We start from the raw sequence: 18,446 nt of genomic DNA on the forward strand, positions 1-18,446 counted from the left end.
TGGGCGCCAGGGCAGGCGAGATGGCCGCTATTAGACCGGGCGGTCAGGCAGGCTCGGCCCGGACCTCCATTTCCGGCACCAGACTCATGGCGGTTTCGATCACCTCCAGGCCGGCGCCGGACTTGTGGGCGTTCTCGCTGATGTGGCGGCGGAACTGCTTGCCCCCCTTGCAGCCATGGAACAGACCCAGCAGGTGGCGGGACATATGGCCCAGGTAGACGCCCCGGTCCAGTTCCGCCTGGATGAACGGCAGCATGCGGCGCAGGGCCTGATGGCGGCTGGCCACCGGCGCCGGCGCGTTGAAGAATTCGGTATCCACTCCGGCCAGCAGCCAGGGGTTGTGATAGGCCTCCCGGCCCAGCATCACCCCGTCCACATGGCGCAGGTGGTCGTCACACTCGGCGAAGGTTCTGATCCCGCCGTTGATGATGATTTCCAGCTCCGGGTAAGTCTGCTTGAGGCGGTAGACCCAGTCGTACTTGAGCGGCGGCACGTCCCGGTTTTCCTTCGGGCTCAGACCCTCCAGCACGGCGATCCGGGCATGCACGATAAAGGTCCGGCAGCCGGCGGCGGCCACTTTCTCGATGAACTCGCACAGGTCCTGCCAGGATTCCCGGCCATTGATGCCGATGCGGTGCTTGACGGTGACCGGCAGGCGGGTGGCGCCGATCATGGCGGCAACGGCCTCGGCCACCCGGTCCGGATGGCCCATCAGGCAGGCGCCGATCATGTTGTTCTGGACCCGGTCGCTGGGGCAGCCCACGTTCAGGTTCACCTCGCTGTAGCCGGCGGCTTCCGCCAGGCGGGCGCAATGGGCCAGCTCGGCCGGATCGCTGCCGCCCAGCTGCAGGGCCAGCGGGTATTCGTAGGCCTGGTGGCGCAGAAAACGCTCGGTGTCACCGTGAATCAGCGCCCCGGTGGTCACCATCTCGGTATAGAGCAGGGCATGACGGGACAGGGTCCGGGCCAGGTAGCGGTAGTGACTGGTCGTCCAGTCCATCATCGGTGCGACGCAGAAGCGTCGGGACGGCTCCGGCGCGCGGGCGTCCACGGCATCTGACAAGTGTTTCTGGGTCGAGGTCGAATTCATGGCGGCAGTTTACCAACAAAGTGGCGCTGCGGACATCGGGGTTGGCCGCAGCCTGCCGGGATCGTATTCTGGTGTTGGCGCCCGTCTGATGGGCAGGAATTCGTTGCTTGGGGCCCATGGCCTGCGCGGGCCAGGGAGAAGGTATGTGTGGCCGTTTCAACGTCAGTGACGACCCTCTGGTTCAGGGCCTCATGGAGGAGCTGGGCCTGCCGGGCCTGTATCCCCGGCCGCAGAAGAACGTACCGCCGGGGGGCACCGCTGATTTTGTACTGGAAAACGGCGGCAAGCGTCATCTGGTACCGGGCATCTGGTCGCTGCTCATCGAGGAGAAGCCGGATGAGTCCGGCTACCGCCCTAATCCCAAGTTCAGCACCTTCAATGCCAAGTCCAGCCGCCTGATGGAGAGCAGGTTGTGGAAGAGTGCGTTCCGGTCCCAGCGCTGCGTCGTGCCGGTCAGCGCCTTTCACGAATGGAGGGGCAAGCAGGTCTACAACATTCATCCTGAAGGGGAGGCCACGGCGCTGGGGGGCCTCTGGCGCTCCTACCAGTTCGAAGACGAGCTGGTGCATGCGTTTACCGTGATCACACTGCCGCCGCACCCCCGCTTTGAGCACATTCACCCCAAGAGCATTCCGCTGATGCTGCGGCCGGAGGATTTCGACCTCTGGCTGGATCCGGGTTTCCACGATGTCGATGCCTTCCGGGGCCTGCTGCGCAGCCATATCCCGGCGCCATTGGTATGTCAGCCGGTATGCAGCCCGAACAATCTGTCGCCGGTGGGCGAGGCCGAGGTTCTTGACCCGGACTGAGCGGTCCCGGCAGAAAGCGGCTGGCATCCGTGGTGATCGCCGATTCTTCACCGGGACCTTTCAGTATCCGTCCGAGGGTCTGCTGTCGAGGAAACCGGCGGGCTGCTATCATTCCGCGCCTGTGCGGTAGCGAGACCAGAAGGGAGAGCGGTTCCGATGGCAGTGATGGTTGAGGCACTGGTACCGATTTTCGGGCTGATCATGCTGGGTTACCTGTTCCGGCGCTGGCAGTTCCCGGGTGAAGGTTTCTGGCCGCTGGCGGAGCGCTTCACCTACTACGCGCTTTTCCCCGCCATGCTGATCTACAAGCTGGGTAGCGCCGAGCTGGCTCCTTCCGCTTATCTGGAAATCGCGGTGCTGATCCTGGCCATGCTGGCGGCCATGACGGCCCTGCTGGTGATCGTCCGTCTGATCTGGTCCTGGTCGGGCCCGGTCTATTCCTCGGTGTTCCAGGGAGCCGCCCGCTTCAACTCCTATGTGGCGCTGGCGGCGGCCGGTCTGCTGCTGGGAGACGCGGGCCTGTCGCTGATGGCCATTGCGGTGGCGGTGATGGTGCCACTGCTGAACCTACTGTGCATCGTGATGTTCGCGCTGACTGCGGATCAGGGCCCGATCCGTTTCAAGCCGGTGCTCAAGGCCATTGTCACCAACCCGCTGATCATCGGGTCGGTGGTGGGGGTGGTCTGGAGCTTCTTCCGGATCGGCTTCCATCCGATCCTGGCGGGCATGCTGGAGCCGCTGAGCAACCTGGCGCTGCCGCTGGGGTTGATGACGGTGGGTGCCGGCCTGCAGCTGCGGGCCCTGCGGGGCGCGTCTATGCCCTTCGTGGTGGCCGCCGTTGCCAAACTGGTCGCGTTTCCCCTGCTGACCCTGGGTCTGGCGCTGCTGCTGGGGGTGAGTGGCCTGATGCTGCAGGTGGCGATTCTGCTGGCGGCCCTGCCGACGGCGTCCTCCTCCTACATCCTGGCCCGCCAGCTGGGGGGCGACGCCCCCCTGATGGCCGCCATAATCAGTGGCCAGACCCTGCTGGCCACCGTCACCGTGCCACTGTTACTGGGCCTGCTCTGGTAGGCACTTGAGCACGGCGTCCGCCAGGCTCTGCTGGAATTCCAGGTAACCGTCCTGATCCGCTTCGATGTCGCTGGCCAGCGGATCCCAAGTGCTGAAGCGCAGGTTCACTTCTTCCGTCAGGTTGCGCCACCACTGGCGGCTGAACTGGGGTTCGGTCAGCAGGCAGGGCTGCCCGGCCTGGGCCAGTTGCTGCTGCACCTTGGCCAGGTGCTGTGCGCCCGGTGAGCGCTCGGGGGTCGGGGTCAGAACCCCGGCGATGGACAGCCCGTAATGCTCGGCGAAGCGGCCGAAGGCGTCGTGGTAGGTGAAGATGGCGATGTCCCGGGCCGGCTGCAGCTGCTGGCGGATCTGACTCTCTTTGGCCTTCATGGTGTCCCGGAAGCGGGCCAGGTTGGCATCGAGGGCGGCCTTGTCGGCGCCCGGCAGTGTTGCCAGGGAGTCCCGGATCTGGCCGGCCATGATCAGCGCCAGAGCGGGGTCAAGCCAGAGGTGGGGGTCGGCACCGTGGCCATGGTCGTGGGCGTGGGGGTCTTCGGCCTGTTCGTGATGAGCTTCTTCATGGCCTTCCTCCTTGTGGTGGTCACCATGATGCTCATCGTGATGGTGCTCGTCGTGGCCGTGGTGATCATCGTGGTGCTCATCATGATGGTCCTCATGGCCCTCGTCATCATGCTCTTCGTCGCCATGCGCCGTCAGCAGGCCCGGCGGCGCCAGGCTCACCGCCCGGTCGGTGAAATCCGGTCCGGTCAGTATGCGATTCAGGAAGTTTTCCATGCCCGGGCCCACCCAGAAGATCCGGTCCGCCCGGGCGAGGTCCTGCCGCTCAGAGGGTCGCATCTGGTAGGTGTGGGGGCTGGCGCCGCTGGGCACCAGGGTGGTGACCGTCATCCCCGGCGTGGCCACGGCGTGTACCAGCAGCTCGATGGGCTTCAGGGAGGTGACGATGCGGACGTCCGGCTCGGCGAATGCGGCGCCGGCGGGCAGCAGCAGGGCCAGCAGGGCGGCGGAGGGCAACAGTGAGGGAAATCGGGATCGGCGCATGGGGTCTTCCGGCTGAATAAATTTGGAATGTTATAATATTGCATTGAACGGCACAGTCAATCCTGACCCGCTCATGCGAAATCCGGTCATCGCCGGTATAATGCGGGCTTTTCCACTCACGGCTGCCGTTCGCGGCGCCCGTCAACCAGGATGCTTTCATGACCGTACGTACCCGCATCGCGCCGTCCCCCACCGGTGATCCACACGTAGGCACTGCCTATGTGGCGCTGTTCAATCTGTGTTTCGCGCGCCAGCACGGTGGCCAGTTCATCCTGCGCATCGAGGATACCGACCAGGCCCGCAGCACCGCCGAATCCGAACGGGACATCCTGCGGGCCCTGCGCTGGCTCGGCCTGGAGTGGGACGAGGGCCCGGACGTGGGCGGCCCCTACGCGCCCTACCGCCAGTCCGAGCGCAAGGGCGATTACCGCCAGTACGCCATGGAGCTGGTGGACAAGGGCCATGCCTTCTACTGTTTCCGTACGCCGGAGGAGCTGGAGGCGATCCGGGAGGAGCGCAAGGCCCAGGGCCTGAATCCCGGTATCAAGGGCGACCTGGAACTGCCGGCGGACGAGGTCAAACGGCGGCTGGATGCGGGCGAGCCCTACGTGATCCGCATGAAAGTGCCGGACGAGGGCGTCTGCCAGATCGACGACATGCTGCGGGGCACCATTGAAATCGACTGGGCCCAGGTGGACTGCCAGATCCTTCTGAAGTCCGACGGCATGCCTACCTACCACCTGGCCAATGTGGTGGACGACCACCTGATGGCCATCACCCACGTGCTGCGGGGCGAGGAGTGGATCAACTCGGCGCCCAAGCACAAGCTGCTGTACGAGTACTTCGGCTGGCAGATGCCGGTACTGTGCCACATGCCGCTGCTGCGCAACCCGGACAAGAGCAAGCTGTCCAAGCGCAAGAACCCCACCAGCATCAATTTCTACGAGCGCATGGGCTTCATGCCGGAGGCGGTGCTGAACTACCTCGGTCGGATGGGCTGGTCCATGCCGGATGAGCGCGAGAAGTTTACCCTGGACGAGATGGTGGCCAACTTCGACATTCAGCGGGTGTCCCTGGGCGGGCCCATCTTCGATATGGACAAGCTGCGCTGGCTGAACGGCGTCTGGCTGCGGGAGGACCTCAGCGACGAGCAGTTCATGGACCGGATGCGGGACTGGTGGTTCAACCGCGAGGCCCTGGCCGAGCTGGTACCCCATATCAAGGGCCGGGCGGAGATCTTCAGCGATGTGGCGCCCATGGCCGCTTTCATGTTCTCCGGCCTGCTGAACCTTACCCCTGAGGACTTCAACCACTCCAAGCTGGATGACGGCACCCTGCGGCGGGTGGTGCAGTTCACCCTCTGGCGCCTGGAAGCCCAGCGTCACTGGAGCAAGGCCAACATCTTCGCCGACATCAAGGCCCTGGCCAAGGCCATGGACCTGAAGATGGGGGACTTCATGACGCCGATCTTCGTGGCCATCGCCGGCACCCCCAACTCCTGGTCGGTGATGGACTCCATGGCCTTGCTGGGGCCGGACATGACCCGCTCCCGCCTGCGCCATGCCCTGAATGTGCTCGGTGGCTTTTCCAAGAAGGAAACCAAGACGGTGGAAAAGGAATACGCCAGTCTGGCGCTGGACTGAGCGGTAATTGATCGATTTCCCGGCGATCGCGAATTATCTGAAAAAAATGCGGTTGCCGGGGTTGACGCACCCCGGACCGATCACTAATATACCGCTCCGTTGATGGGGCCATAGCTCAGCTGGGAGAGCGCGACGCTGGCAGCGTCGAGGTCGACGGTTCGATCCCGTCTGGCTCCACCATTTTTCAGTCCCCTTCGTCTAGTGGCCTAGGACACCGCCCTTTCACGGCGGTAACACCGGTTCGAACCCGGTAGGGGACGCCACTATTCAGGCAGTCCGGTGCATGCCGGCCAGCCATCAAAAAAACCGCCTGCTGGCGGTTTTTTTGTGTCTGTCATTCGGAGCCGGAAAGGGCCCTGCCGGACCCGCCTGGCGCTAGCGCACCGCCAGCGCCCCCTTACCAACCCCCTCGAAGGCTTTCACCTGAATGCTGTCCTCCGGTAGCTGCCGCTTACACTGGTCGGCAATGTGGGCGGCAATCAGCTCCACCGTGGTGTCGCTGTCCATCATGTAGACTCGCTCCTCGGGCAGCGTCAGGCTGAACTCGCCCTGGTTGGCCTCGTAGTCGAAGGTGACGTAGGCGGTGCCCTGGTCGTCCACGTAACGGTCGCTGACGTCCTCCTCGGAACCCACATAGATGTCCTGCCAGAGCCTGGCCCAGTGGCGCTCCAGTGTCAGGTCCCGCTGGCCGTTGCGTCGAATCTGGATCGGCGAGCGGTGGCCGTGGGCGATGCGCTGGCAGTTGCCCAGGTGCTTCTTGAGGCCGTGGACATAGTGGTAGTAGGCGCCCTCGATGATCTCCTCCCGCAGCTGGATCTGGATGTCCTGCACATTGCCCGGCAGCACGGTCCTGAGTTCCCGCTCCAGCAACTGCGCCACCGCAGAAGTGATCAGGGTCTCGCCGGGCACCAGCACAAAGGCCTCCTGCGGCCCCCGATGCACGATGCGCCCGCCGTCCCGCAGCTGCCACACGAGGGTGTTGCCGGTGTCCCGGGCCAGCTCCAGGCCCTGATAGTCAGCCGGCACCACCAGCCGGTGGTCGACCCGCTCGTCGATCACCCGCTTGATGCTGCGTTTGACGGCGCTGAAGTCGAACACCATGCCCTGCTCGTCCAGCTCGCCACCCAGAACCACGTCCACGATCCAGCTTTCCCCCACCAGGCCGCGGCTCGGGTCCAGGTAGGCGAAATCGATCACGGTCAGGTTGTCGACGAAAAGGTGGTTCATGAAGAGGCCTGCTGACAATAGGTCTGCTTGCGCGGGTATGGTTGAATAGTGCCGGATTCTAGCAAAAAACCGCCTGGCAGAGTGAGAAAATGCGATGGCCGACGCGCCCCCGTCTTCCCGGTTCCCGGTCCTGATCCTGGCCGCCGGTGCCTCCCGCCGCATGGGGCGGTCCAAGGCCATGCTGAGCTGGGGCGAGGGCAGTCTGCTGGACCACGCCATGGGTCAGGGCCTCTGCCTGGGCCCGCGGGTCTGGGTGGTGGCCGGCTGCCGCTATCCGCTGCTGCGCTACCGTTGCCGGCGCCGGCCTTACCGCTGGCTGTTCAACGAGCGCTGGCCGGAGGGTATGGCCTCATCCCTGCAGACCGGACTGGCGGCCTTGCCGGTGGATGTGCCCGGCTGCTTTGTGTTGCTGGTGGACCAGCCGCTGATTGCGCCGGCATCCCTGCAGGCGCTGGCCGCCGCTGCCGAAGCCCGGCCGGACCAGCCCGTCGCCGCCGACCACGGGGGCCGCCCTGGAGTGCCGGCATACCTGCCGCGTGGACTCTGGCCCGAGCTTATGGAATTGCGTGGAGACAGGGGCGCGGCTCAGGTGCTGCGCAGGAAGGGCGCCCATACCATCCGGATGGCGGGCTGTGATCGGGACCTGGATACCCCGGCCCAGTGGCGGCGCTGGCGGTCCCTTGCTTTCACGGGGGCGGCTCAGGACCCGTAAGCGCTTCGGGTCAGGCGAAGAGGCCTGACAACCAGGCAATACCCACCGCAAATATGCCCAGGCTCACCGACAGTCCCAGGGTGTAGAGTCGGGAACTGGCGGCTTTCTGCTGGTTCACATACAGGTCGATGGTGCGCTGGGCGATGTCCTCGGCGGTCTCCCGGGAGATCTCGTGGGCCTGCTGGATGGCCTCGGATTGCAGGGTCTGCCAGAACTCGGTGTCGATGGTCTGGACGCTGGTGATGTGGTCCTTGAGCTCGGCCATATGCTCGCGCGTGAAACCGCCGCTGCGGGTCAGATCCTTGCGCAGTTCCGCCATCTCCCGGGCCAGGGTCAGGCTGACTTCGGTGGTTAGCTCGTCCTTCAGGTTCTGAGTCTGCTTTTCCAGGGCCTCGGTAACCGCGCCGAGACGGTCTTCCAGGGCCTGGCCCTGTTTGCGGTCGGCCTCGTCCAGGGCCCGCTTGAGATGGTCGAACTGCTCGTCAAACAGGCTGCTGAGCAGCTCGTGCAGCCGATTGTTGATGTGGGTTTTCACCGCCGAGCGGGCAATCTGCTCGATCAGCTCGCTGGTCAGCGGTACCACCTGGGGGCCGGTGGCGCGGCCGTTGCCCCGCTCTTCGCCCTTGGGCGTCATGTCCAGGGAGGCGTGGGGCGGCAGTTGGACGTCGTCCTCACCGGCATCCTGGTCGGTAACGGCGGTCAGTTTGGGGGCCTCTGGCAGGTTGCCTTCCGCCACATCGCTGGCCAGCTGGGTCAGCACCGAATTGAGCCCCTCGGTGTGGGGCGGTTTGGTGAGAATGTTGTAGACGCCGAAGTTGCGGGCCTCCTCCATGAAGGAGGCTGACTTCTTGGACGTGCACATGATGATGGGAATGGCGGCGGTGTCCGGGTTGCCCTTGATGGCCTTGGTGGCCTCGACGCCGTTCATGCCCGGCATCAGGTGGTCCATGAAGATGACGTCCGGCCGGCCGTTGTTGCTGAGGTATTCCAGTGCCTCCTCGGCGGAGCCGGCCATATTGACCTCCATCTCGCGGCCCTCCAGCAGTTTGCTGAGCGCGAAACGGGCCACCTTGGAGTCGTCCACCAGAAGTGCGTTCTTGATAGCCATCATACAACCTCAACCTTTACCACGTGTCTGTGTGATCAACGCCGGCCGGCGGTCTGCCCGGGCGTCCCCTGCCATTGAAACTTCCTTTGCCTACCAGCCTTCCAGTGGCGGGCACTGGGTTGCGCGGTAGCTCTTGTCCCGGTAGCAAACCCCCGGTTCGCTGGTGCGCGCCCGGAAGATCTCGCCCTCCGGGGTGGTGAGCTTGACCTGGCCATAAGGCTCGCCGTAACGGAAGGTAGCCTCGATGGAGCTGCCGTTGGGATTCAGCAGCAGCCCCTTGCCGTGGAACTTTCCTTCCACGTATTCGCCCTGGTATTTCTTGCCGCTGGCCAGTATCTCGCTGCCCGCGCCGTGGAACTGGCCATTGGAGAATTCGCCTTCGTAGGCCCGGCCGTCGGGGTAGGTCAGGGAGCCCTCACCGTGGAAGCGGTCGTTGCGGAAGCCGCCTACGTAGAGCATGCCGTCGGCGGTGGTCAGCGAGCCGTGGCCATTGAGCCGGTTGTCCACCCATTCGCCGGTGAGAATATCGCCGTTGGCCCGGGTGAGGGTGCCCTGGCCATTGAACTGGTCACCGGCGAACTGACCGGTGTAGCGGGAGCCGTCGGCGCCGCGATAGCTGCCTTCACCGGCACGCCGGCCCATGTCCCAGTCGCCCTCGTAGCGGCCGCCGTCGGGATACCAGGCGGTGCCCTTGCCGTGGAACTGTCCGTCCACGAAGCTGCCCTCGTAGCGCAGGCCGTCGCGGTCGTCGTAGGTGCCGTCGCCGGTCTTCACGCCCCCCACCCAGGTTCCGTTGCGGTAGTCCACCCGGGTATAGGCTGCCAGCTCGCCCACCAGGGTCAGCTCATCGCCGGCGTCCACCGCCAGGCTCTGCTGCCAGGGCCGGTAGCCCGGCTTGCTGATCACGACCTCGTACTGACCGGGTTCCAGCTCCAGCTCCAGCCGGGTGGAGCCCCGGGGCTCGCCGTTGATGGTGACCTGATCCTGGTAGACGTTGGAGCGCAGGGTGACCCTGGCCAGGCTTGGTAGCTCCGGTTCCGGCCTTTGCTCCTGCGCAGTTGCCCGTGGCTCGGGCTCAACGTCTGCTGGGGCGTTGGCGATGTCCGGGCCGGCAGACGCTGGCGCCGGTGATTCGGGGCTGCCTACGGAGAAGGGCGGCTGCATCGCCGGCTCCGCCAGGGCCAGTTGAACCGGCTCCACCTCGGGCGCGGGCTCGGACCCAGGTGCAGTGGTCTCGGCAAAGACCGGGGGCGCATCGGCGGGCTCGTCGGCCATGCTGGTGGCGGCGCTGATCCGCGGCTGCGACGTCCCGGCAACCGGTGCTGCCACGGCCTGATCCGGACCCTCCTGGATGGCGGCAAAACCGGCAGTGACCAGCAACATGAGGGCCAGGGCGTTGATGAACAGTAGCGGTCTGAAATCGACCATCCGGATCCTCGTCAATCTGCAGTCGGTTTAGCGTGCGTTGTCGGGGCCGGGGCAAACGGGCAGGGTCTCAGCGGTGCCCGCCGGCGACCGATCTGGCAGCAATGCCAAATCATCTTAGCGGGTCGGCTGTACGTTATGTAACAGGAAGTGACCTAAGTTAACGAGATTGCAGCCCCTATCACACTTTGTCCGGAAGTTGGTCATGGTTGCGCAGCTCCCAGGCCCGCATGTAGACATCGGCCTCGTACTGGTAGGGGGAGCGGAAGGGCGTGAGGACAAAATCGAACACCAGAAAGAAGAAGCCGATGGACAGCCAGGCGATCACCAGGGTGCTGATGGTGTTGGCCTGGACTTCGGGATTGGCGTTGAGGAAGGCCTCCAGCGCCGGCAGCAGCTCACCCACCAGCACCACCGGATTGAAGCTGGCCAGCACGAAGGGCACCCAGAAAGCGATGAAAACCGGAAAGAAGCCGAACGACCAGAGCGCGCGCCGCAAGATGTAGATGGCCAGGGCCTGGACGAACTTCTGCCGCAATTCAGGCACCTTACGGATGTTCTGCAGGTAATGCCGGCGCTCGGCCCAGTAGGCGGCGATGCCCGGCGCCGGACGGGAGGCCGTGGCAGCTCCGGAGGCTGCCTGGGGCTCGGGCTCCTGATGTGTCTCCGCGAGTGCCGGCCCCGCTACGGCTTCGTCTGGACCGGCGTCACTGACCGGGGTAAAGCCACTGTCGGAATCTGCCGGTCGGGATTGGGAGTCAGTGGTCATGGTGGTCGGATTTCCTCGGTCAGGAGTATGTCTATACAGCTATCGACTGATCGAGTAGCGTAAAACCTCACACCTGCATATTAATCGAAATGGCGTGTTAACCTACAGACCTCACTTGTTACCAGACAGGATATCGGAATGACAGCAGGCAGCGAAAACGGCGTGCATCCAGCGTTCGAGAAGGTGCGCAGTCACCGCATCGCCACCCTCAATATCGTTGTTGAAGAGTACCGGCACCGTAAGACCGGCGCCCGTCATCTCCATATGGCGTCAGACAGCGACGAGAACGTGTTCTTCGTGGCGCTGCGGACCTTCCCCATGGATTCCACCGGCGTGGCCCACATCCTGGAGCACACCGCCCTGTGCGGCAGCGAGAAGTACCCGGTGCGTGATCCTTTCTTCATGATGATCCGCCGCTCGCTGAACACCTTCATGAACGCCTTCACCAGCAGCGACTGGACGGCCTATCCATTCGCCAGCAAGAACCGCAAGGATTTCGACAACCTGCTGTCGGTCTACCTGGATTCGGTGTTCTTCTCCAAGCTGGATCCGCTGGACTTTGCCCAGGAAGGCCACCGCCTGGAATTCGAGACCCCGGACGACCCCAGCACGCCGCTGGTGTACCGGGGCGTGGTCTACAACGAGATGAAAGGCGCCATGAGCTCGGCCACCTCCCAGCTCTGGCAGACCCTGTCCAGCCACCTGTTCCCCACCACCACCTACCATTACAACAGCGGCGGTGATCCGGACGAAATCGTCGAGCTGGACTACGACGACCTGGTGTCCTTCTACCGGCACCATTACCACCCCAGCAACGCTTTCTTTGCCACCTTTGGCAACATTCCCGCCTTCGAGCACCATCAGAAATTCGAGGAGCTGGCGCTGTCGCGCTTCGAGCACCTGGACATCGAGCTGCCGGTGCGGGACGAGAAGCGGATGTTCTCACCGGTACGGGTGGAGCAGGCCTACGCCGTCAGTGAGGGCGAGGACACCGAGGGCAAGACCCACGTGGTGATGGGCTGGCTGCTGGGCCACAGCTTCGACCTGCAGGAAAACCTGGAAAACCAGCTGCTGGCCAGCGTACTGCTGGAAAACAGCGCCTCGCCGCTGATGCGGGCCCTGGAAACCAACGATATCGGCCATGCGCCCTCGCCCCTGTGCGGGCTGGAGGACTCCAACCGGGAAATGACCTTTGTCTGCGGCATCGAGGGCACCGAACCCGGCCGCCACGGCGACGTGGAAGCCCTGATCGAGGGCGTGCTCGAACAGGTGGCCGAGGAGGGCGTCAGCCAGGAGCGCCTGGAGGCGATCCTGCACCAGCTCGAACTGCATCAGCGGGAGATTTCGGGTGACGGCATGCCTTATGGCCTGCAGCTGATCATGGAGGCTATCTCGCCCATGGTTCACGGGGGCGACCCGGTGGCCCTGCTTGACCTGGAGCCGGTCCTGGTGGAGATGCGGGAGAAGATCAAGGACCCCGTCTACATACCGGATCTGATCCGCCGCAAACTGCTGGACAACCCCCACCGGGTCACCCTGACCCTGCGTCCGGACGACCAGATCGAGAGCCGCCGCCAGGCCGCCATCCGGGCGGCCCTGGAGCGCCGCAAGCAGGCCCTCAGCGACGAGGAAGCCCGGCGCATCGTCGAGCGGGCCCAGGCCCTGGAGGCCCGCCAGACCCGCAAGGACGACGACAGCATCCTGCCCAAGGTGGACCTGACCGACGTGCCCCTCAAGATGCCGGAGCCGGAAGCCCGCTACAGTGGCGAGCTGCCGGCCACCCTCTATGCCCAGGGCACCAACGGCCTTGTGTACGAGCAGATCGTGGTGCCGCTGCCCCCCATGGACCGCGACGAACTCCTGCTGCTGCCGCTCTACACCACCTGCGTGACCGAGGTGGGCTGCGGTGAGCTGGATTACCTGGCGATGCAGGACCGCATCTCGGCGGAGTCCGGCGGGCTGTCTGCCTCCATTTCCGCCCGTGGCAGCGTCGATGATGTGCAGGATCTGTCCGGCTACCTGATCTACAGCGGCAAGGCCCTGGCCCGCAACCGGGACGCCCTCAGCAAACTGCTCCACGACCTGGTGCAGGGCGCCCGCTTTGACGAGCAGGGCCGCATCCGGGAGCTGATCGCCCAGATCCGCTCTCGTCGCGAGCAGTCGGTGACCGGCAGTGGCCACGCCCTGGCCATGGCCGCGGCGTCCCAGGGCCTGAGCCCGGGCGCCTGGCTTTCATTTCAGCTGGGCGGACTGGAGGCCATCCGGGGTATCAAGGCCCTGGACGATGCCCTGGACGACCCCAGGGAGCTGGAGCGTTTGTGCCAGCGCCTGGCGGACCTGCACGGGCGCATGCGCCAGCAGCAGCGGCAGTTCCTGGCCATTGCCGAAGAGGAGCAACTGGAATCGCTGGTGGCGGGTATCCGCAAGTGCTGGCCCAGTTCAGAGCAGTCGGAGGGTGAGCGCTGGCAGGTGGAGCCGGTGAACTACCAGAGCCGCCAGGCCTGGCTCACCTCCACCCAGGTGAATTTCTGTGCCAAGGCCTACAGCACGGTGCCGGTGGATCATCCCGATGCGGCGGCGCTGACGGTGCTGGGTGGTTTCCTGCGCAATGGCTTCCTGCACCGGGCAATCCGGGAGAAGGGCGGCGCCTACGGTGGCGGCGCCGGCCAGGACAGCGTCAACGGCAGCTTCCGCTTTTTCTCCTACCGGGATCCGCGGCTGGCGGAGACTCTGGACGACTTCGATCATGCCCTGGAATGGCTGCAGACCGCAGACCATGACCCCCAGGCGCTGGAGGAATCGATTCTGGGGGTGATCGGTGGCCTGGACAAGCCCCGGTCACCGTCCGGTGAGGCCCGCCATGCCTTCCAGAACCGGCTGTTCGGGCGCACACCGGAACAGCAGGCCCGGTTCCGCCAGCGGGTGCTGGAAACCACCATCGACGACCTGCGCCGGGTGGCGAAAACCTGGCTGGTGCCGGAGAAGGCCAGCACCGCGGTCATTACCAGCCCGGACCAGCGCGCCAAGGCCGAATCCCTGGGTCTGGCGATCGAAGAGCTCTAGAGAAATCCCTGGGAAAGGAAGCCGGCCCCGGAAAGCCCCGGGCCGGCTTTGCCTGGTCTGGTGACGGTCTAGCGGTGACGCTTCAGGCCGGTGGTCACCATGATGCGGGTGGAAATCTCCTCCACCGATGAGGTGGTGGTGTTCATGTAGGGAATCCGCTCGCGACGGTACATCAGCTCGATTTCCTCCACTTCGTGCAGGCACTGCTTGATGGACGAGTAACGGGAGTTGGGCCGGCGCTCGTTGCGGATGGTGGCCAGCCGCTCCGGGTCGATGGTGAGCCCGAAAATCTTCTCCTTGTGGGGCCGCAGCGGCACCGGCATCTGCTGATCGGCCAAATCCTCCTCGGTGATCGGATAGTTGGCGGCCTTGATGCCGTACTGCAGTGCCAGGTACAGGCAGGTGGGGGTCTTGCCGCTGCGGGAAGCCCCGACAAGGATCAGGTCCGCCTCGTCGTAATGCCGGGTACGGGCGCCGTCGTCGTTATCCAGGGCAAAATTGACCGCATGAATGCGCCGCTCGTAGTTGCTTTCGTTGTTGATGGCGTGGGAGCGGCCCACCGTATAGGAGGAGGATGAATTCAGCTCGGTTTCCAGCGGCTGCAGGAAAGTCCCGAAAATATCCACCATGAAGCCGTTGGCGCGCCCGATCACCTCCCGGATGTCGCTGTTGACGATGGTGTCGAACACCAGCGGCTTGGCGCCATCCACCTCCGCCGCCTGGTTGATCCGGGTCACCATGTCCTCCGCCTTCTCGACATTGTCGATGTAGGGCACCGTGATCTTCTCGAACTCTATTTTCTCGAACTGGGCCAGCAGACTGTTGCCAAGCCCCTCGGCTGTCAGGCCGGTGCCGTCGGAGATAAAAAAGGCGGTGCGTTTCATGATCGGGTACAGGCTCCATTGTGGCGGTTTATGACGCCAGTGCAGTCATATCAGGGCCCCCGGAGGGCTCTGTTGGCTAGGTAATCCATGCAGGTTACAGTATGATACGGGCCTGGTTCGAGACCCTCAGAATGTTTTTGGCTCGCAGCGTTACAGACTCAAGGGAGATCCGCTTTGGAAGATTACATTATCTGGTTTGACGACCTGGGCATGGCTGACGTTGACCGGGTTGGCGGCAAGAACGCCTCCCTCGGCGAAATGATCAGTAATCTTGCCAATGCCGGGGTCACCGTCCCCGGCGGGTTCGCGACCACCGCCCATGCCTACCGCGAGTTTCTCGCCAAGGATGGCCTCAAAGAGCGCATCGACAACGCCCTGGACTCCCTGGACGTAAACGACGTCAACGAACTGGCCCATGTGGGCGCCCAGATTCGCCAGTGGGTGGTGGACACGCCTCTGCCCAAGCCCCTGGAAGACGCCCTGGAGCAGGCCTACGAGCAGCTGCGCAAGGATAACCACCGGATGGCGGTTGCGGTGCGCTCGTCCGCCACCGCGGAAGATCTGCCGGACGCGTCCTTTGCCGGCCAGCAGGAGACGTTCCTCAATATCGTTGGCTTGCAGCAGGTCAAAACCGCCGTCAAGGAGGTATTCGCCTCCCTGTTCAATGATCGCGCCATTTCCTATCGTGTCCACCACGGTTTCGACCACAAACTGGTGGCCCTGTCTGCCGGTATCCAGAAGATGGTGCGCAGTGAGACCGCCGCAAGTGGCGTGATGTTCACCCTGGACACCGAATCCGGCTTCCAGGACGTGGTCTTCATCACCGCCTCCTACGGCCTCGGCGAGACCGTGGTGCAGGGCGCCGTCAACCCGGACGAATTCTACGTCCACAAGCCCACCCTGACCGCCGGCCGCCCCGCCGTGCTGCGTCGCAACCTGGGCAGCAAGGCCATCAAGATGGTCTACTCAGGCACCCAGGAAGCCGGACGCTCGGTGGACACCGTCAAGGTGGAGCCGGAGGACCGCAACCGTTTCTGCATCACCGACGCGGAAGTGTCGGAGTTGGCCAAGCAGGCCATGATCATCGAGGAGCACTACCAGCGCCCGATGGACATCGAGTGGGCGAAAGACGGTGACGACGGCCGCATCTACATCGTTCAGGCCCGTCCGGAAACCGTCAAGAGCCGGGCCTCCGCCAACGTCATGGAGCGCTACCTGCTGAAAGAGCAGGGCAAGGTGATTGTCGAGGGCCGCAGCATCGGTCACAAGATCGGCAGTGGCCCGGTCAAGATCGTCACCAGCATCAACGAGATGGATCGGGTCCAGGCCGGCGACGTACTGGTCACCGACATGACCGACCCGGACTGGGAGCCGGTGATGAAGCGGGCTTCCGCCATCGTCACCGACCGCGGCGGGCGCACCTGCCACGCCGCCATCATTGCCCGGGAGCTGGGCATACCGGCGGTGGTGGGCTGTGGCGATGCCACCGAGCTCCTCAAGGACGGCCAGCCGGTCACCGTATCCTGCGCCGAGGGCGATACCGGCCTGATCTACGACGGCCAGCTGGATTTCGAACTGCGGGAGAACACCGTCGAGTCCATGCCCAACATTCCCTTCAAGATCATGATGAACGTGGGCAACCCGGACCGGGCCTTCGACTTCCAGTCGCTGCCCAACGAGGGCGTGGGCCTGGCCCGCCTGGAGTTCATCATCAACCGCATGATCGGCGTCCATCCCAAGGCGCTGCTGAACTTTGACGGCCTGCCCCGCGACATCCGCCAGACCGTGGAGAAGCGGATTTCCGGCTACACCTCACCGGTGGACTTTTACATCGACAAGCTGGTGGAGGGCATCTCCACCCTGGCGGCGGCCTTCGCCCCCAAGAAAGTCATCGTGCGGTTGTCGGACTTCAAGTCCAACGAATACGCCAACCTGATCGGCGGTACCCTGTACGAGCCCGACGAAGAGAACCCGATGCTGGGCTTCCGCGGCGCTTCCCGCTACATCTCCGAGACCTTCCGTGACTGCTTCGAGCTGGAATGCCGGGCGCTGAAGAAAGTGCGTGACGAGATGGGCCTGGACAACGTCGAGATCATGGTGCCCTTCGTGCGCACCGTGGGCGAGGCGGCCCAGGTGGTGGAGCTGCTGGCGGAGAACGGCCTGCGTCGGGGCGAAAACGGCCTGCGCCTGATCATGATGTGTGAACTGCCGGCCAATGCACTGCTGGCGGAGCAGTTCCTGGAGCACTTCGACGGTTTCTCCATCGGCTCCAACGACCTGACCCAGCTGACCCTGGGCCTGGACCGGGACTCCGGCATTGTGGCGCATCTGTTCGATGAGCGTAACGACGCGGTCAAGGCGCTGCTGTCCAACGCCATCCAGGCCTGCAAGAAGGCCGGCAAGTACGTGGGCATCTGCGGCCAGGGCCCTTCCGACCATCCGGACCTGGCCAAGTGGCTGATGGATCAGGGTATCGACAGCGTATCCCTGAACCCGGATTCGGTGCTGGACACCTGGTTCTTCCTGGCGGAAGAACAGGTGGACATGGGCTGAGATGTGACGGTGTCTGAGGCGGCGGGAGGCGGGGGAACGCGCCCGCCGGGCAGACGATGGCAGTAGTGATGACAGGAGGCAAGGCGTGCCGATAGTAACACCCGATATTTGTGACGATCACCCGGAAGTGCAGGTGGTGGACCCCGGCTTTCGCAATTACGGTGGCGTGGAAGCCTTTGGCGGTCCGATCGTGACGGTCAAGTGTTTCGAGGACAATTCCCTGGTCAAGGAGCTGGTGGCCGAACCGGGCAAGGGCCGGGTCATGGTTGTGGATGGCGGCGGCTCCAAACGCTGTGCACTGCTGGGTGACATGCTGGCGGAGAAAGCCGCTGACAGCGGCTGGGCCGGGCTGATCATCTACGGTTGCGTCCGCGACGTGGACGTGGTCGGAAAGACGTCACTTGGTGTGCAGGCGCTGGGATCTCATCCCCGCAAGAGCAACAAGCGTGGTGTGGGAGAGCAGGACATTCCGGTGACCTTCGCCGGCGTTACCTTCCAGCCCGGTCATTACGTCTACGCCGACAACAATGGCATCGTGGTGTCAGAGAAGCCGCTGTTCGGGGAGTGATGTCCCCCTGGTGAGAGCGCCGGCTTCCGGACCGGCGCAACTCCCTTCCATACCCCTTCCAGAACCCTCTCAAGCTCGATTCCAGATCCCGTCAGGGGTCAATATCAGCGCTTAACCTCGATGATGGCGGTGCCCAGCAGGTAACCGTCGCCTTCCGGCTCTGCCCGCAGCACCCGTACACTGGTTTCAAAAGGTGGGAAATCCTTGCCACTGGCGGCCAGCAGGGTCAGCAGTTCGTCGCCTTCGGCCACCGGCCTGTTCACATACAGCTGCATGCCGGTGCCGCTGAGATCGCGGCAGATGCCGGTGAAGGTCTCGCCCTGCAGGGTGGTGATCTGGATTTCCGAGTTCACCCGCATGCGGTGGAAATCACGCTTCTCGGAATAGTCTTTCATGGACATCGACATGACTGCGGCCCCTTGCCTGTGGTTTTGGTAGTTATAAGGCCTGACGGAGCTCCGGTCAAAGAATCATCCGTCATAA

15 protein-coding genes and 2 tRNA genes are annotated in these 18,446 nt (G+C 64.2%); 9 read left to right on the forward strand and 8 right to left on the reverse strand.

The features are described from left to right. Positions 1-43: 43 nt before the first annotated feature. A complete protein-coding gene (gene dusA, locus R3280_RS01970; protein ID WP_318996899.1) occupies positions 44-1,090 on the reverse strand; it encodes a tRNA dihydrouridine(20/20a) synthase DusA in 1,047 nt (348 codons plus the stop codon). A 143-nt stretch (positions 1,091-1,233) separates the two neighbouring features. Here dusA and R3280_RS01975 point away from each other — a divergent pair, with 143 nt between their 5' ends. Together R3280_RS01975 and R3280_RS01980 are read left to right on the forward strand one after the other, a co-directional pair. Next, positions 1,234-1,899 carry an SOS response-associated peptidase gene (locus tag R3280_RS01975; protein ID WP_318996900.1) on the forward strand — a complete coding sequence of 222 codons (666 nt, stop codon included), beginning with the start codon at positions 1,234-1,236 and terminating at the stop codon, positions 1,897-1,899. Positions 1,900-2,055: 156 nt separating this feature from the next. Next, a complete protein-coding gene (locus R3280_RS01980) occupies positions 2,056-2,970 on the forward strand; it encodes an AEC family transporter (protein ID WP_318996901.1) in 915 nt (304 codons plus the stop codon). On the opposite strand, the gene R3280_RS01985 is transcribed toward R3280_RS01980, so the two are convergent. Then, complete coding sequence (locus tag R3280_RS01985) at positions 2,950-4,011, reverse strand: zinc ABC transporter substrate-binding protein (RefSeq protein WP_318996902.1); 1,062 nt, start codon at positions 4,009-4,011, stop codon at positions 2,950-2,952. The two genes, R3280_RS01980 and R3280_RS01985, sit on opposite strands and share 21 nt — an antisense overlap. Before the next feature lie 158 nt (positions 4,012-4,169). On the opposite strand from R3280_RS01985, the gene gltX reads away from it, so the two are divergent. The 3 genes from gltX to R3280_RS02000 all read left to right on the forward strand — a co-directional run bounded on the left by gltX (position 4,170) and on the right by R3280_RS02000 (position 5,917). Beyond that, positions 4,170-5,654 carry a glutamate--tRNA ligase gene (gene gltX / locus R3280_RS01990; protein WP_318996903.1) on the forward strand — a complete coding sequence of 495 codons (1,485 nt, stop codon included), beginning with the start codon at positions 4,170-4,172 and terminating at the stop codon, positions 5,652-5,654. A gap of 104 nt (positions 5,655-5,758) precedes the next feature. Next, positions 5,759-5,834: transfer RNA gene (locus R3280_RS01995), tRNA-Ala, on the forward strand. Positions 5,835-5,841: 7 nt separating this feature from the next. Beyond that, positions 5,842-5,917, forward strand: a tRNA-Glu gene (locus R3280_RS02000). Between the two features lie 112 nt (positions 5,918-6,029). Here R3280_RS02000 and R3280_RS02005 read toward each other — a convergent pair. Next, positions 6,030-6,881: a 6-pyruvoyl trahydropterin synthase family protein gene (locus R3280_RS02005; protein WP_318996904.1), complete on the reverse strand. Its 852-nt coding sequence runs from the start codon at positions 6,879-6,881 to the stop codon at positions 6,030-6,032. 94 nt (positions 6,882-6,975) lie between these two features. On the opposite strand from R3280_RS02005, the gene R3280_RS02010 reads away from it, so the two are divergent. After that, positions 6,976-7,593, forward strand: a complete 618-nt coding sequence (locus R3280_RS02010; protein WP_318996905.1) for a nucleotidyltransferase family protein — start codon at positions 6,976-6,978, stop codon at positions 7,591-7,593. 10 nt (positions 7,594-7,603) lie between these two features. Here R3280_RS02010 and R3280_RS02015 read toward each other — a convergent pair whose 3' ends face one another. From R3280_RS02015 to R3280_RS02025, 3 genes are all read right to left on the reverse strand, one after another. Next, a complete protein-coding gene (locus R3280_RS02015) occupies positions 7,604-8,701 on the reverse strand; it encodes a response regulator (protein WP_413468731.1) in 1,098 nt (365 codons plus the stop codon). A gap of 90 nt (positions 8,702-8,791) precedes the next feature. Beyond that, on the reverse strand, positions 8,792-10,129 hold the full coding sequence (locus tag R3280_RS02020) for a PEGA domain-containing protein (protein ID WP_318996907.1): 1,338 nt from the start codon (positions 10,127-10,129) through the stop codon (positions 8,792-8,794). Positions 10,130-10,307: 178 nt separating this feature from the next. After that, complete coding sequence (locus R3280_RS02025; RefSeq protein ID WP_318996908.1) at positions 10,308-10,895, reverse strand: hypothetical protein; 588 nt, start codon at positions 10,893-10,895, stop codon at positions 10,308-10,310. A gap of 138 nt (positions 10,896-11,033) precedes the next feature. Here R3280_RS02025 and R3280_RS02030 point away from each other — a divergent pair, with 138 nt between their 5' ends. Continuing rightward, positions 11,034-13,958 carry an insulinase family protein gene (locus tag R3280_RS02030; RefSeq protein WP_318996909.1) on the forward strand — a complete coding sequence of 975 codons (2,925 nt, stop codon included), beginning with the start codon at positions 11,034-11,036 and terminating at the stop codon, positions 13,956-13,958. A 68-nt stretch (positions 13,959-14,026) separates the two neighbouring features. Here R3280_RS02030 and R3280_RS02035 read toward each other — a convergent pair whose 3' ends face one another. After that, positions 14,027-14,842 carry a pyruvate, water dikinase regulatory protein gene (locus R3280_RS02035; protein ID WP_318996910.1) on the reverse strand — a complete coding sequence of 272 codons (816 nt, stop codon included), beginning with the start codon at positions 14,840-14,842 and terminating at the stop codon, positions 14,027-14,029. A 174-nt stretch (positions 14,843-15,016) separates the two neighbouring features. Between R3280_RS02035 and ppsA the strand changes: the two genes are divergently transcribed. Both ppsA and rraA read left to right on the forward strand, forming a co-directional pair. Then, on the forward strand, positions 15,017-17,395 hold the full coding sequence (ppsA, locus tag R3280_RS02040; RefSeq protein ID WP_318996911.1) for a phosphoenolpyruvate synthase: 2,379 nt from the start codon (positions 15,017-15,019) through the stop codon (positions 17,393-17,395). Between the two features lie 85 nt (positions 17,396-17,480). Then, positions 17,481-17,963 carry a ribonuclease E activity regulator RraA gene (rraA, locus tag R3280_RS02045; protein WP_318996912.1) on the forward strand — a complete coding sequence of 161 codons (483 nt, stop codon included), beginning with the start codon at positions 17,481-17,483 and terminating at the stop codon, positions 17,961-17,963. Positions 17,964-18,067: 104 nt separating this feature from the next. On the opposite strand, the gene R3280_RS02050 is transcribed toward rraA, so the two are convergent. Continuing rightward, a complete protein-coding gene (locus R3280_RS02050; RefSeq protein ID WP_318996913.1) occupies positions 18,068-18,358 on the reverse strand; it encodes a PilZ domain-containing protein in 291 nt (96 codons plus the stop codon). Positions 18,359-18,446: the final 88 nt, after the last annotated feature.

Source organism: Marinobacter sp. (assembly GCF_033722195.1).
Lineage (GTDB): Bacteria > Pseudomonadota > Gammaproteobacteria > Pseudomonadales > Oleiphilaceae > Marinobacter.

Coding starts and splice junctions, on each gene's coding strand:
- R3280_RS02025 (WP_318996908.1), bottom strand. CDS start 10,895: ATGACCACTGACTCCCAATCCCGACCGGCAGATTCCGACAGTGGCTTT.
- R3280_RS02030 (WP_318996909.1), top strand. CDS start 11,034: ATGACAGCAGGCAGCGAAAACGGCGTGCATCCAGCGTTCGAGAAGGTG.
- R3280_RS01975 (WP_318996900.1), top strand. CDS start 1,234: ATGTGTGGCCGTTTCAACGTCAGTGACGACCCTCTGGTTCAGGGCCTC.
- R3280_RS02035 (WP_318996910.1), bottom strand. CDS start 14,842: ATGAAACGCACCGCCTTTTTTATCTCCGACGGCACCGGCCTGACAGCC.
- gltX (WP_318996903.1), top strand. CDS start 4,170: ATGACCGTACGTACCCGCATCGCGCCGTCCCCCACCGGTGATCCACAC.
- R3280_RS01980 (WP_318996901.1), top strand. CDS start 2,056: ATGGCAGTGATGGTTGAGGCACTGGTACCGATTTTCGGGCTGATCATG.
- R3280_RS02005 (WP_318996904.1), bottom strand. CDS start 6,881: ATGAACCACCTTTTCGTCGACAACCTGACCGTGATCGATTTCGCCTAC.
- R3280_RS02010 (WP_318996905.1), top strand. CDS start 6,976: ATGGCCGACGCGCCCCCGTCTTCCCGGTTCCCGGTCCTGATCCTGGCC.
- R3280_RS02050 (WP_318996913.1), bottom strand. CDS start 18,358: ATGAAAGACTATTCCGAGAAGCGTGATTTCCACCGCATGCGGGTGAAC.
- R3280_RS01985 (WP_318996902.1), bottom strand. CDS start 4,011: ATGCGCCGATCCCGATTTCCCTCACTGTTGCCCTCCGCCGCCCTGCTG.
- R3280_RS02020 (WP_318996907.1), bottom strand. CDS start 10,129: ATGGTCGATTTCAGACCGCTACTGTTCATCAACGCCCTGGCCCTCATG.
- dusA (WP_318996899.1), bottom strand. CDS start 1,090: ATGAATTCGACCTCGACCCAGAAACACTTGTCAGATGCCGTGGACGCC.
- R3280_RS02015 (WP_413468731.1), bottom strand. CDS start 8,701: ATGGCTATCAAGAACGCACTTCTGGTGGACGACTCCAAGGTGGCCCGT.